13 protein-coding genes are annotated in these 12561 nt (G+C 66.3%); 5 read left to right on the top strand and 8 right to left on the bottom strand.

What is annotated here, in order from left to right:
- Window positions 1-11: 11 nt before the first annotated feature.
- On the top strand, window positions 12-1040 hold the full coding sequence (gene tdh, locus KY49_RS11015; RefSeq protein ID WP_010088941.1) for an L-threonine 3-dehydrogenase: 1029 nt from the start codon (window positions 12-14) through the stop codon (window positions 1038-1040).
- 68 nt (window positions 1041-1108) lie between these two features.
- Here the strand turns inward: tdh and kdpA are convergent, their stop codons facing one another.
- Genes kdpA through KY49_RS11000 form a run of 3 tightly spaced genes read right to left on the bottom strand, consistent with a single transcriptional unit; the run spans window position 1109 to window position 4010 of the window.
- On the bottom strand, window positions 1109-2881 hold the full coding sequence (kdpA, locus tag KY49_RS11010; RefSeq protein WP_042584720.1) for a potassium-transporting ATPase subunit KdpA: 1773 nt from the start codon (window positions 2879-2881) through the stop codon (window positions 1109-1111).
- A gap of 47 nt (window positions 2882-2928) precedes the next feature.
- Window positions 2929-3375 carry a hypothetical protein gene (locus tag KY49_RS11005; protein WP_080402545.1) on the bottom strand — a complete coding sequence of 149 codons (447 nt, stop codon included), beginning with the start codon at window positions 3373-3375 and terminating at the stop codon, window positions 2929-2931.
- Entirely contained in the window at window positions 3372-4010 is a 639-nt protein-coding gene (locus KY49_RS11000; protein WP_042584719.1) for a GNAT family N-acetyltransferase, read from the bottom strand. Before KY49_RS11000 ends, KY49_RS11005 begins: the two co-directional genes overlap by 4 nt.
- A gap of 202 nt (window positions 4011-4212) precedes the next feature.
- Here KY49_RS11000 and KY49_RS10995 point away from each other — a divergent pair, with 202 nt between their 5' ends.
- Complete coding sequence (locus KY49_RS10995) at window positions 4213-4827, top strand: TetR/AcrR family transcriptional regulator (protein ID WP_042584718.1); 615 nt, start codon at window positions 4213-4215, stop codon at window positions 4825-4827.
- Between the two features lie 47 nt (window positions 4828-4874).
- A complete protein-coding gene (locus tag KY49_RS10990) occupies window positions 4875-5354 on the top strand; it encodes a nuclear transport factor 2 family protein (protein WP_042584717.1) in 480 nt (159 codons plus the stop codon).
- Between the two features lie 332 nt (window positions 5355-5686).
- Here KY49_RS10990 and KY49_RS10985 read toward each other — a convergent pair whose 3' ends face one another.
- On the bottom strand, window positions 5687-6772 hold the full coding sequence (locus KY49_RS10985) for a tartrate dehydrogenase (RefSeq protein WP_042584975.1): 1086 nt from the start codon (window positions 6770-6772) through the stop codon (window positions 5687-5689).
- Window positions 6773-6896: 124 nt separating this feature from the next.
- On the opposite strand from KY49_RS10985, the gene KY49_RS10980 reads away from it, so the two are divergent.
- On the top strand, window positions 6897-7820 hold the full coding sequence (locus KY49_RS10980) for a LysR substrate-binding domain-containing protein (protein ID WP_042584716.1): 924 nt from the start codon (window positions 6897-6899) through the stop codon (window positions 7818-7820).
- Window positions 7821-7874: 54 nt separating this feature from the next.
- Here the strand turns inward: KY49_RS10980 and KY49_RS10975 are convergent, their stop codons facing one another.
- Window positions 7875-8339, bottom strand: coding sequence for a hypothetical protein (locus tag KY49_RS10975; protein WP_042584715.1), 465 nt, complete (start codon window positions 8337-8339; stop codon window positions 7875-7877).
- A gap of 62 nt (window positions 8340-8401) precedes the next feature.
- Window positions 8402-9619 (bottom strand): DUF3734 domain-containing protein, encoded by a 1218-nt coding sequence (locus KY49_RS10970; protein WP_042584974.1) that lies wholly within the window; start codon window positions 9617-9619, stop codon window positions 8402-8404.
- Between the two features lie 92 nt (window positions 9620-9711).
- Between KY49_RS10970 and KY49_RS10965 the strand changes: the two genes are divergently transcribed.
- Window positions 9712-10764: an RNA-guided endonuclease InsQ/TnpB family protein gene (locus tag KY49_RS10965; protein WP_042584973.1), complete on the top strand. Its 1053-nt coding sequence runs from the start codon at window positions 9712-9714 to the stop codon at window positions 10762-10764.
- Window positions 10765-10777: 13 nt separating this feature from the next.
- On the opposite strand, the gene KY49_RS10960 is transcribed toward KY49_RS10965, so the two are convergent.
- Both KY49_RS10960 and KY49_RS10955 read right to left on the bottom strand, forming a co-directional pair.
- The gene (locus tag KY49_RS10960; RefSeq protein WP_042584714.1) at window positions 10778-11563 is read right to left on the bottom strand and encodes a 3-hydroxybutyrate dehydrogenase; all 786 of its coding nucleotides are present in this window, start codon (window positions 11561-11563) and stop codon (window positions 10778-10780) included.
- A gap of 60 nt (window positions 11564-11623) precedes the next feature.
- The gene (locus tag KY49_RS10955) at window positions 11624-12364 is read right to left on the bottom strand and encodes an acetoacetate decarboxylase (protein ID WP_042584713.1); all 741 of its coding nucleotides are present in this window, start codon (window positions 12362-12364) and stop codon (window positions 11624-11626) included.
- Window positions 12365-12561 lie beyond the last annotated feature (197 nt).

Genomic DNA, 12561 nt, shown 5'->3' with positions numbered 1-12561 from the left:
GGAGACCGCCCATGAAAGCACTGGCAAAGCTCGAACGCGGTCCCGGCCTGTCGCTCACGCGCGTGAAGCGCCCCGAGGTCGGGCACAACGACGTGCTGATCAAGATCCGCCGCACGGCGATCTGCGGCACCGACATCCACATCTGGAAGTGGGACGACTGGGCGCAGAAGACGATTCCCGTGCCGATGCACGTCGGTCACGAATACGTCGGCGAGATCGTCGAGATGGGGCAGGAAGTGCGCGGCTTCGCGATCGGCGATCGCGTGTCCGGCGAAGGCCACATTACCTGCGGCTTCTGCCGGAACTGCCGCGCAGGGCGCCGGCACCTGTGCCGCAACACGATCGGCGTCGGCGTCAATCGCGAGGGCGCGTTCGCAGAATACCTGGCGATTCCCGCGTTCAACGCGTTCAAGATTCCGCCGGAGATTTCCGACGATCTCGCGTCGATCTTCGACCCGTTCGGCAACGCGACGCACACGGCGCTGTCGTTCAACCTCGTCGGCGAGGACGTGCTGATCACCGGCGCCGGCCCGATCGGCATCATGGCCGTCGCGATCGCGAAGCACGTCGGCGCGCGCAACGTCGTGATCACCGACATCAACGACTACCGCCTCGAACTCGCGCGCAAGATGGGTGCGACGCGCGCGGTCAACGTCGCGCGCGAGTCGCTGCGCGACGTGATGACTGACCTGCACATGACCGAAGGGTTCGACGTGGGGCTCGAGATGTCCGGCGTGCCGAGCGCGTTCACGGGCATGCTCGAGGCGATGAACCACGGCGGCAAGGTCGCGCTGCTCGGCATTCCGCCCGCGCAGACCGCGATCGACTGGAACCAGGTGATCTTCAAGGGGCTGGAGATCAAGGGCATCTACGGCCGTGAAATGTTCGAGACCTGGTACAAGATGGTCGCGATGCTGCAAAGTGGCCTCGACCTGTCGCCGATCATCACGCACCGCTATGCCGTCGACGATTACGAGAAGGGCTTCGCGGCGATGCTGTCCGGCGAAAGCGGCAAGGTGATTCTCGACTGGACGGCCTGAACGCGTTCCCTGCATGGCGCGCGTCGTCGCGCTTCGCCGCGCGGCGTCGGCCGGGGGCACGGAAAGCGTCACCGGCCGGCCGTCATCGCAAGATGCTCGGCGATCGGGCCGAGCGCGAGCGCCGGCAGAAACGTCAACAGCGTGACCAGCACCACGGTCGAGAGCAGCATGCAGACGAACAGCGGCCCGTGCGTCGGCAGCGTGCCGGCGCCGGCCGCGCGTCGCTGCTTGGCCGCGAGGGAGCCTGCGATCGCCAGCACCGGCACGATGACCGTGAAGCGGCCGAACCACATCGCGGCAGCCAGTGACGTGTCGTAGAACGTCGTGTTCGCCGACAGGCCCGCAAACGCGCTGCCGTTGTTGTTCGCGGCGGACGAGAACGCGTAGAGCATCTCGCTGAAGCCGTGCGCGCCCGGATTGCCGAGTCCGGCGACGCCGGCCGGCGTCACGGCCGCGATCGCGGTGCCGACCAGCACGATCGCCGGCGTCGCGAGAATCGCGATCGACACCATCTTCATTTCGTACGCTTCGATCTTCTTGCCGACGTATTCGGGGGCGCGCCCGATCATCAGCCCGGCGACGAATACCGCGAGCAGCACCACCATCAGCATGCTGTACAGGCCCGAACCGGGGCCGCCGAACACGACTTCGCCGGTCTGCATCAGCGCCATCGGCACGAGGCCCCCGAGCGGCGTGAACGAATCGTGCATCGCATCGACCGCGCCGTCGCCGCTGCTCGTCGACACCGTCGCGTACAGCGCCGACGACACGATTCCGAAGCGCGTCTCCTTCCCTTCCATGTTGCCGCCCGGCTGGCTCGCCGACGCGACCGTGTCGATGCCGGGCGCACTCAGCGCCGGACCGGCAGCCTCCTCCGCCCGGATCACCATCGCGGCGGCGGCGGCGAACAGCGTCAGCATCGCGGCGTAGATCGCCCATCCCTGCCGGCGATCCTGAATCATCGTGCCGAACGTGTGGCAGAGCGCGGCCGGAATGATCAGCATCGCCAGCATCTGAAGGAAATTCGCGAACGGTGTCGGGTTCTCGTACGGATGCGCCGAATTCGCGTTGAAGAATCCGCCGCCGTCGCCGCTCATCAGCTTGATCGATTCCTGCGACGCGACGGGCCCCATCGGCAGCGTCAGCCCGGCGGCGGGCGTCGACGCGTGCGGCTGCACGATCGCAACCTCGCGATTCGGCGCGAAATTCTGCACCACACCCTGCCCGATGAACGCCGCCGCGAACAAGGCCGCCAGCGGAACCAGCACGTAGAGCGTCATGCGCGTCAGGTCGATCCAGACATTGCCGATCGTTTTGCTGCCCCGGCGCACGAGCCCACGAATCAGCGCGAGCATGACGACCATCCCGCTCGCCGCCGACAGGAACGCCTGCACGCCGATGCCGAGCATCTGCGTCAGGTGGCTGAGCGTCGTCTCGCCCGCATACGCCTGCCAGCTCGTATTCGTCGCGAAGCTGACGGCCGTGTTGAATGCGAGCCCCGGTTCGACGTTCGGCAAGTGCTGCGGATTGAGCGGCAGCCAGACCTGGATGCGCTGCAGCAGGTAAAGCGCAGCCGCGCCGAGCGCGTTGAACGCGACGAGCGCGACCGCATAGCGCTTCCAGTCCATTTCCTCGTCGGGGGCGACGCCCGCCAGCCGGTAAATCGCGCGTTCGACGACGGCGACGCGCCGCAGCGGCCCCGGCAGGTCGCCGAGCGCGATACGGGCGATGGCTGTCCCGAGCGGTTTGACCAGAAAGGTGAGAACAAACAGGAACACGCCGACCTGTGTCCAGGCATTGCCGATCACGCTGCCTCCCAGGCCGGCGCCGCCGGCCTGCATCGAATGGATCGTTTCATTTCAACGCATGCATAACGCGGCGCGCGCCGCTAGCGGAGCGGCTTGTTCTCGATCCAGTGCGGATCGAGCTGCAGGTTGAGGAGCACGAGCCAGCGCTTCGGACAGCGCGGCGCGATGCGGACCGGCGCTTCGTCGGGACCGCCGAACGCGACGAACCCGTGCTCGCGCGCATGGCGGTATGCGCGCTGTGCGTCGGCCTGCAGCCAGTAGCTGACCAGTGCGCACGACATGAAGCGGAACAGCAGCAGCGTCGCGGCTTCCGGCGCGAACCCGGCCGAGACGAGCGCGAATTCGAACGCGAGCGTCAGCAGGTGCGCGACGGCGATCGTGACGAGCGCCAGCTTCGCGAGGCCGCGCAGCCGGATCGCGGCGCGAAGGCGCGCGTTGCGCAGCGCGAGCCGCGCGGCTTCGTCCGGCGAGACGGGTGGGATGGGCGGGATGGACGAGTCGCGGCCCGGGAGCGGGTCGCGCTTCATGATGAAGCCGCTTGGCGGCGATTGGGGCGAATCGCGACGGCGCCGCGCATCGCGGCTGCGCCGTTCGTCGGGCCGACCGGCTTGCAGAGCACGGTGCTGTCATAGCCGCGGCCCGCGAAGCGCATGACGTCGATCGGCCGGAAGCCTTCGTCGACGCAGAACGCGACGAGCCGGCCGGCCTCTTGCGGCACATCGAGCGCGAGATGGCTGGCCCGGTGCGACGCGCTCCACCGCTCGGCGAACGCGAGCAGCGAGCGGCCGATGCCGCGCGCCTGCCAGACCGGATCGACCGCGAGCTCGCGGATCGTCGCGACCCGGCGGCTGCGATACGGATCGCACGGCGAATCGGGATCGGACAGGCGCATCGTCAGCGTCGCGACCAGATGCCCCTTGCTGAGCGCGACGAAGCACTCGTCGGCGAGCGTGCGCTCGCGCGTTCCGGCGGCGGAACGGTCGGCGGCCGGGTATGGAAAGCCCAGCGCGCCGAGCGGCGCGAAGGCACGCTGCAGCAGCGCGGTCAGCGACTCGTACGAGTCCACGCGCGGATCGAAACGTCTCAGCACGACGCGCTCGTCGAGCTGCTTCGCGTAAGCGGCGTAGCTACGGGTGCGACGTGCGGGTTCGGAATGCGGCATGACATCCTCAGGCCCAACAAGGTGCACGCAGTGTAGTGAGCCGCGAATGTCGGCATCAAGAAAAAATGTCGTAAAGATTGCGGACCGGCGTCGCACGCATATCGTGGTGGAACGATCGTTCTGCATTCTTCTTGACGAGGGAGAATGATCGTTCTACAGTAAACCCGTCAACTCGAACCATGACAGATCTGTTTGACCGACCATGACCTCATACGAACCTCAGCCCGGGGAACCGGGCGCGCGCGACCGTCTGCTCGATGCGGCCGAAGCGCTGATCTATTCGGGCGGTATCCATGCAACCGGCGTCGACGCGATCGTGAAACGGTCGGGCGCGGCGCGCAAGAGCTTTTATTCGCACTTCGAATCGAAGGAAGCGCTGGTCGTTGCGGCGCTCGAACGCCGCGACGAACGCTGGATGCGCTGGTTCGTCGATGCGACGCTCGCGCGCGGCAAGACGCCGCGCACGCAGCTGATCGGCATGTTCGACGTATTGCGCGACTGGTTCTCGCAGCCCGATTTTCACGGATGCGCGTTCCTGAACGCGTCGGGCGAGATCGCGGACGCCGACGATCCGGTGCGCATCGTCGCGCGGGCGCACAAGGCGCGATTGCTGGCGTTCGTGCGCGAACGGCTCGACGCGCTGGCCGACGACGCGGGGATCGAGCGCCGCACGCTCGCGCGCGTTGCGCGCCAGTGGCTCGTGCTGATCGACGGCGCGATCGGCGTGGCGCTCGTGAGCGGCGACGCGACGGCCGCCCGGGATGCGCGCGCCACTGCCGAACTGTTGCTCGACGCCGTGTCGCGGCCGTCGAGGTAGCAAGCTGGCCGCGGCATTGCGCGGCCGAACCCTGACTGGAGAAAACGATGTCTGAATCAGCCGAAGTCCGCCCGCCCGTACCGCCCTTTTCGCTGGAGACGGCGCGACAGAAGGTCCGCGCCGCCGAGGACGGGTGGAACACCCGCGACCCGCAACGCGTGTCGCTCGCTTATACGCCGCAGAGCCGCTGGCGCAACCGCGCGGAGTTCGTGACCGGCCGCGACGCAATCGTCGGGCTGTTGCAGCGGAAATGGGCGCGCGAGCTCGACTACCGGCTGATCAAGGAGTTGTGGGCGTTCGACGGCAACCGCATCGCGGTGCGGTTCGCATATGAATGGCATGACGATGCGGGCAACTGGTTCCGCTCGTACGGCAACGAGAACTGGGAGTTCGACCACAACGGCCTGATGGCGCATCGCCATGCGAGCATCAACGACATGCCGATCCGCGAAGCGGACCGGCTCTTTCACTGGCCGCTCGGCCGCCGTCCGGACGATCATCCGGGCCTGTCCGATCTCGGCCTGTAGTCGCGTCGCACAGTCGGACGCGGCGGCTGTGCGATCGATTGGTGAGGCAATACGGGAGCAGGTTCGTTCAAGGTGAGCGTTTTCGGGAGCAGGTGAAAACGCCATCGCATCAATCGCTTCGGTGACGCAACGACACGACGCGCAGCTCACCGATCTCGTTCGGTGCGAATACGCGATGTGACGCTGCCGAAATGCATGGTGGTGCGCGTCGATACACCGCGCATCTCACTCGTGTGCAAGATCGGCACGTCGCCGCGCCAAGCGTGCGACGCGTTGTGCCGATCACCTCACCTCTCACGCATACGGCGCAGCGTCGCCCGGCCCATCACCGGTCATCCCGCAATCCGCGCCGCGATCGCTTCGCCCACTTCCCGCGTGCCGGCGCTGCCCGCGAGATCGCGCGTATGCGGCCCCGTGCGCAGCACGTCCTCGATCGCGGCGACGATCGCGTCGTGTGCGTCGCGCTCGCGGCCGGCGCCGTTGCCGAGGAAGTCGAGCATCATCGCCGCCGACCAGATCATCGCGATCGGGTTCGCGATGAATTGCCCCGCGATGTCGGGCGCCGAACCGTGCACGGGCTCGAACAGCGACGGAAACGTGCGATCGGGGTTGAGGTTCGCGGACGGCGCGATGCCGATCGTGCCCGTGCATGCGGGGCCGAGATCCGACAGGATGTCGCCGAACAGGTTCGATGCGACGACGACGTCGAAGCGGTCCGGCTGCAGCACGAAGCGCGCGCACAGGATGTCGATGTGCTGCTTTTCCCACACGATGTCCGGATAGCGTTCCGCCATCTCGGCCGCGCGCGCGTCCCACCACGGCATGCTGATCGCGATGCCGTTGCTCTTCGTCGCAACCGTCAGGCGCTTCGCGCGGCGCTGCGCGAGCTCGAACGCGAACTTCAGCACGCGCTCGGTGCCGTGCCGCGTGAAGATCGATTGCTGCACGACCACTTCGCGGTCGGTGCCTTCGAACATCGTGCCGCCGACCGACGAGTATTCGCCTTCGGTGTTCTCGCGCACGATCATGAAGTCGATGTCGCCGGCGCGGCGGCCGGCGAGCGGCGACGGCACGCCGTCGAACAGGCGCGCGGGACGCAGGTTGATGTACTGGTCGAATTCGCGGCGGAACTTCAGCAGCGAACCCCACAGCGAGATGTGGTCCGGCACCGTCGCGGGCCAGCCGACCGCGCCGAACAGGATCGCGTCCATGCCCGACAGCTGCGCTTTCCAGTCCTCCGGCATCATCCGGCCGTGCTGCGCGTAGTAGTCGCAGCTCGCCCATTCGATGTGCGTGAAGTCGAAGCGGATGCCGAAGCGGGCCGTCACCGCGTCGAGCGCGCGCAAGCCTTCGGGCATCACTTCACGGCCGATGCCGTCGCCGGGGATGACGGCGATTTTGTAAATCCTGTCGCTCATGCGCATGCTCCTCCAGATCGATTCGGGCCGCCGCGGACAACGCGCGCAGCGGCAGATGACCTCATTCTATTTATTTCCATTCGGATTAAAATCGCCGAAAAGGTTAACCGACTTTCCACGAATCGTGAACAAATCGCCGAACCTCGACGACCTGCGCGTGTTCAGCATCGTCGTCCGCCTGACGAGCTTCAGCGCGGCGGCCGAGCAGCTCGGCGTGTCGCCCGCGTATGTCAGCAAGCGCGTTGCGCAACTGGAAGCGCAGCTCGGCACGCGGCTGCTACACCGCTCGACGCGCCGCGTCGCGGTGACGGAAGCCGGCGAACGCGTGCTCGCGCGCGCCGAGAAGATTCTCGACGACGTCGATCATCTCGTCGAGGACGTGTCGACCACGCGCACGGTGCCGCGCGGCACGCTGCGCATCTCGAGCAGTTTCGGCTTCGGCCGGCACGTCGTCGCGCCGGCGCTGCTCGCGTTCACCGAGCGTTATCCGCAACTGAACTTGCGGCTCGATCTGTTCGACCGGCTCGTCGACGTCGCGGGCGAAGGGTTCGACCTCGACATCCGGATCGGCGACGAGATCGCCGATCACCTGATCGCGCGCCGGCTCGCGTCGAATCATCGCGTGCTGTGCGCGTCGCCCGCCTATCTCGCGCGGCGCGGCACGCCGCGCACGCTCGCGGATCTTTCGTCGCACGAATGCCTCGCGATCAAGGAGCGCGATCATCCGCTCGGCGTGTGGCGCATGAACGTGCGCGGCGAGACGCAGACCGTGAAGGTCGGCGGCGCGCTGTCGACGAATCACGGCGAAGTCGCCGTGCAATGGGCGCTCGCAGGGCGTGGGATCGTGCTGCGGTCGATCTGGGAAGCGGGGCCGCTGATCGCGCGCGGCGCGCTATGTCGCGTGCTGCCGGACGCGACCCAGCCCGCGAACGTCTGGGCCGTCTATCCGGAACGGGTCGCGACGTCGGCGAAAGTGCGCGTGTGCGTCGACTTTCTCGCGGATGCGTTCGCGCATCTGAACGACACGGCGAACGACGGCGTCGCATGATGCGCGCCAAAGGTGAGCTTTTGCGGGATCGTGATTCAGTGCCGCCCGCACCGGTCACAACCGGTTGTCCCTCGCCAGCATGAGCACGCGCGCCCAGCGCTGCGCGTCGCGCTTGTCCGTCATCGGCAGCTTCCATTCGCCGCGCGCGGCATCGCGGACCTGCACGACGAGATGCCAGCGCCCGCCGATCGGTGCGGCCTGGCAGCCGTCGAGTTGCGACAGCGTATAGCGGCCGTCCGCGCCGTCGTGCGACAGCCACAGCAGCCCCTGCGTCGCGGACACGCGCAGTTCGCCCCACGCGCGATGCACGATGTGGGTCCAGCCTTCTTCGTTCGTGTTCGGCGCGATGTCGCGGCGGCGCCTGACCCACCACGCGACCAGCGCCATCAGCAGCGCAGCGGCAAGCACCGCGGTGGCCACCGCGACCGGCTCGCCGAACCGCGCGGCGATCACGTGAAACGTATGAACCGCGCCCCACGCGAGAGCGATGAGCGCGAACAGAACAATGAAAATCGGCATGTCGGATTCGGAAAGAGAAACGGACCGGCGCAGGCAGCGCGCCGGTCCGTTCGGGCACGACGTCACCGCTTGCGGTGAATGTCGTGCGTCACGAAGCCCGCGTCGTTGACGGGCAACGCGAGGCCGTCCTTGACGGCGAGCGTCTTGCGGATGTCGTCGAGCCCCGCGGCCCAGTGGTCGCGCATCGTCGACAGACCGAACTGATAGTCCTTGTAGTGATGCTCGTACGCCTTCTGCTGATAGATCAGGTGCTGGATGTTGTATTTCTTCCCGCACGACATCGCTTCCGCCTCGATGCACCACGGATCGGTCTTGCGCTGCTCCTCCGGCACCATGTCGAGCACCTGGCGCAGCACGTTGCGATAGCGCTGCTCGCGCTGCAGCGTGTCGGTGACGAAACGCGTGCGGCTCGAGTACTGGACGTCCTTCGTGCGCTCGGCGACGTCGGCCAGCGAGCGCGGCAGCGGCCCGCGCGCGCTCCACAGGTCGACCTGGAACGCGAGCGTGTCGCGGCGCGGGCGCGCGCGCAGCACTTCCATCAGCGGCGTGTTCGACACGACGCCGCCGTCCCAGTAGTACTCGCCTTCGATCTCGACCGGCGGGAACGCGGGCGGCAGCGCGCCGGACGCCATGAAGTGCTCCGGCTCGAGGCGGATGCGCGCGTTGTCGAAATAGACGAAGTTGCCGGTGCCGACGTTGACCGCGCCGACCGATACGCGGGTCTCACCCGAGTTGATGCGATCGAAATCGCACAGCTTGAGCAGCGTCGAGCGCAACGCGGCCGTGTCGTACCAGCTGACCTTGTCCGGATGATCGGACACGCCCGGCAGCGGCGGCGGGAAGCGCGGCGCGAAAAAGCCCCGCTGGCCCTGCATCATCGCGCTCGCGGCCTGCGATGCGGTGAAGAACGTGCGGACCTGGTCGATGCTGTTGAACAGCGCGAACTCGAATGCCGCGGGGACCGCCGGAAAGAACGCCGGCTGGCAGATCGTTTCCCAGAACTGACGCAGCCGCTCGACGCGATGCTCGGGCGCGTTGCCCGCGATCAGCGCGGTGTTGAGCGCGCCGATCGAGATGCCCGCGATCCAGTCGAGCGGAATGCCCGCTTCGTGCAAGCCTTCGAACACGCCGGCCTGATAGGCGCCGAGCGCGCCGCCGCCCTGCAGCACGAGTGCGATCGTCTCGTAGGGAAGCGTGCGGGCGGCGACCGGCGCGCCGGCCTCGTGATGCAGATCCGTCGCATCGACGGCCTGCCTTTCGGTGCGGGCGTGCGGTTTCACCATACTTTGCTCCGAGAAACCCCGTCATTGATGGCGGGAAGGAAAGGAGCGCGCTTGACAGGCAGCTTCTTCCACAGGTTAGGATGGCCGGCATGATCCTTGTCTACCGCTACCGGGTGAAATCGCTCAACGGACTCCTTAACCAGCAGAGCCGAGCGGTGAACTACGTGTGGAACTTCTGCAATGACACGCAGAAGCACGCGCTCAAGTGGGGCAAGAAATGGCCGGCGGGGTTCGACCTGAACGTGCTGACGACCGGCAGCAGCAAGGCATTCGGTATCCACTCCGGCACGGTCAACGCAACGTGCGAGCAATACGCGAAGTCGCGCAGCCAGCGCCGTCGCCCTTACCTGCGCTATCGCGGCCGGAGATCGCTCGGCTGGGTGCCGCTGAAGGGCCGCGACTTGAAACGCGAGGGCGACGCGTTTCGCTTTGCCGGCAACACCTTCCGGGTGTTCAACAGCCGACCGCTTCCCGACGGCAAGATCAGGGACGGCACCAACTTCGCGCAGGATGCGCGCGGCAACTGGTTCCTGAACATCGTGATCGAGATGCCCGATGTTCCGGCGCGCCCGGTCCGTTCCGGTGTCGGCATCGACCTCGGCTTGAAAGACTTCGCCACACTTTCGACCGGAGAGAAACTGCCGAATGACCAGTTCGGCCGGCGCGCGGCTGACAAGCTGGCGAAGGCGCAGCGGGCGCGTAAGCACAAGCGGCATATCGCGAAGTTGCACGCCAAGGTGGCGAACGCTCGCGCCGATTTCCAGCACAAGCTCGCACTCGATCTGGTGCGGCGCTTCGATTACATCGCGGTCGGCAACGTGTCGGCCGTGAAACTCGCCAGAACCAGGATGGCGAAAAGCGTCTACGACGCAGCCTGGTCGTCCTTCCGGGACAAGCTCCGTTACAAGGCGATGGCGCACGGAGCCACGTTCGAGGAAGTGGACGAAAGCGGTTCGACCCAGTCCTGTTCGTCGTGCGGGTCGAAAGACAGCACGACGCGGCCGAAAGGTATCGCGGGACTGAGAATAAGAGAGTGGACCTGCAGTGGCTGTGGTGTCGTGCATGATCGTGATACCAACGCTGCGTTGAACATTCTCCGATGCGGACGTGCATCGCCAGTCGTGGGAATTGCCCGCCTTTAGGCGGGCGGGGACGTCAATGCATGTACCAGCCGTGGCTGACGATGAACGACTGGCCGGTCAGCGCGGCGCTCGGGAACGCCGACAGGAACAGCACCGTCTGCGCGACGTCCTGCACCGTCGTGAACACGCCGTCCACCGTGTTGCCGAGCATCACCTTCTTCACCACTTCATCTTCGCTGATCCCGAGCTCCTTCGCCTGCTCCGGAATCTGCTTGTCGACGAGCGGCGTGCGCACGAAGCCCGGGCACACGACGTGCGAGCGCACATTGTGCTTCGCGCCCTCCTTCGCCAGCACGCGCGCCAGCCCCAGCAGCCCGTGCTTCGCGGTCACGTACGCGGACTTCAGCGGCGACGCCTCGTGCGAGTGCACCGAGCCCATGTAGATCACGACGCCGCCGCGATCGTCCTTGTACATGTGCTTGAGCGCCGCCTTGGTGGTCAGGAACGCGCCGTCGACGTGGATCGCCTGCATCTTCTTCCAGTCGGCGAACGAATAGTTCTCGATCGGGTTGACGATCTGGATGCCCGCGTTCGACACGAGGATGTCGATCGAGCCGAACGTTTCGGCCACCTTGTCGATGCCGCTGTTGACGGCGTCCTCGTTGGTCACGTCCATCGCGACGCCGATCGCCTTGCCGCCCGCCTGCTTGATTTCCTCGGCCACGGCGTTCGCGCCGTCCTGGTTCAGGTCGGCGATCGCCACCGCCGCGCCCGCCTTCGCCAGCTCCAGCGCGATTTCCTTGCCGATGCCGCTTGCGGCGCCGGTGACGACTGCGGTCTTGCCATTCAGATTGCTCATGTTCGGGATTCCGTAATCAAGGGTGAAAAAGGTGCAAGGGGTGGAAAAGGACGGCGGACGTTACCGCGCCAGGTAATCGTAGACGACTTCGCCGAGGCCGAGTGTCAGATCCGCGACGATATGCCGGGCCTCGACGATCTCGAGCACCGGCAGGTCGGCGACCGGCGCGAGCGCATGCGGCGACAGCTCGAGCGAGGCCGGGCCGGTCCATGCGCCTTTCATCTGGATATCCTCCATGTAGTAGCGCACCAGCTCGCAGACGCGCGCCGTGCCGTCGACATGAGGAATGATCTTCAGCAGGAAATTGGGGCTGGCAAGGCGCTTGGCCTGCTCGGCGATGTCGAGCTCGCGGTGCTTGTAGCCCATCGTGCCCGTCGCGACGCGCACCTTGCCGTAGTCGAGCGTGCCGAGGATGTGATCGGTGTTCACTTGCAGCGTGGGCGACGCGAGCTTCTTCGGGAAGCCCCACAGCTCGCGGCCGCCGGCGATCGGCGGATGGTCGTCGAGGTACATCGCGAGCGTGTAGCTGCCCGGCTGGCCGTTGTATTCGACGGGGATCACCTGGCCGCTTTCGGTGTAGTCGCCGAAGCCGGTGGAGTCGGCCATGCGAATGAATTCGTAATGCACGAGCGGCTCGGTGACCTGCAGGGGTTCCGGCACGATTTCGCGCAGACGGTCCGGATCGGTGCGATACGTGATGATCAGAAACTCACGATCGACGAAACGGTAAGGGCCCATCGGGAAGGCAGGGCTGGTCAACGGCATCGCAAACGCTTTCGATCGGACATCGCTGGGTTTCATGCGGACTCCTTGTTGTTGATCGGCTTCGTTGATGAGTGCACGTAATCGTATGCCTGCGCGCCGTCGTTGTGCGATGCCGCAACTGGAATAAATTGTTGCAGGAATCGGTGAATTGACTACGCAAATGTTGATGCGAACGACGCCAATGGCCCGATGGGCGCTCAGCGCACCGATCATCGCGGGTGTCGATGACGCCG

The sequence above is a fragment of the Burkholderia sp. MSHR3999 genome (genome assembly GCF_000833595.1).
Lineage (GTDB): Bacteria > Pseudomonadota > Gammaproteobacteria > Burkholderiales > Burkholderiaceae > Burkholderia > Burkholderia ubonensis.
The sequence above is the reverse complement of the archived record's forward strand: the minus strand, read 5'-3'. Positions and strand labels throughout refer to the sequence as shown.

What these genes read in the sequence shown, in the direction of transcription:
- tdh (WP_010088941.1), top strand. Translation starts at nt 12, where the DNA reads ATGAAAGCACTGGCAAAGCTCGAACGCGGTCCCGGCCTGTCGCTCACG.
- kdpA (WP_042584720.1), bottom strand. Translation starts at nt 2,881, where the DNA reads ATGCAGGCCGGCGGCGCCGGCCTGGGAGGCAGCGTGATCGGCAATGCC.
- KY49_RS11005 (WP_080402545.1), bottom strand. Translation starts at nt 3,375, where the DNA reads ATGAAGCGCGACCCGCTCCCGGGCCGCGACTCGTCCATCCCGCCCATC.
- KY49_RS11000 (WP_042584719.1), bottom strand. Translation starts at nt 4,010, where the DNA reads ATGCCGCATTCCGAACCCGCACGTCGCACCCGTAGCTACGCCGCTTAC.
- KY49_RS10995 (WP_042584718.1), top strand. Translation starts at nt 4,213, where the DNA reads ATGACCTCATACGAACCTCAGCCCGGGGAACCGGGCGCGCGCGACCGT.
- KY49_RS10990 (WP_042584717.1), top strand. Translation starts at nt 4,875, where the DNA reads ATGTCTGAATCAGCCGAAGTCCGCCCGCCCGTACCGCCCTTTTCGCTG.
- KY49_RS10985 (WP_042584975.1), bottom strand. Translation starts at nt 6,772, where the DNA reads ATGAGCGACAGGATTTACAAAATCGCCGTCATCCCCGGCGACGGCATC.
- KY49_RS10975 (WP_042584715.1), bottom strand. Translation starts at nt 8,339, where the DNA reads ATGCCGATTTTCATTGTTCTGTTCGCGCTCATCGCTCTCGCGTGGGGC.
- KY49_RS10965 (WP_042584973.1), top strand. Translation starts at nt 9,712, where the DNA reads ATGATCCTTGTCTACCGCTACCGGGTGAAATCGCTCAACGGACTCCTT.
- KY49_RS10960 (WP_042584714.1), bottom strand. Translation starts at nt 11,563, where the DNA reads ATGAGCAATCTGAATGGCAAGACCGCAGTCGTCACCGGCGCCGCAAGC.
- KY49_RS10955 (WP_042584713.1), bottom strand. Translation starts at nt 12,364, where the DNA reads ATGAAACCCAGCGATGTCCGATCGAAAGCGTTTGCGATGCCGTTGACC.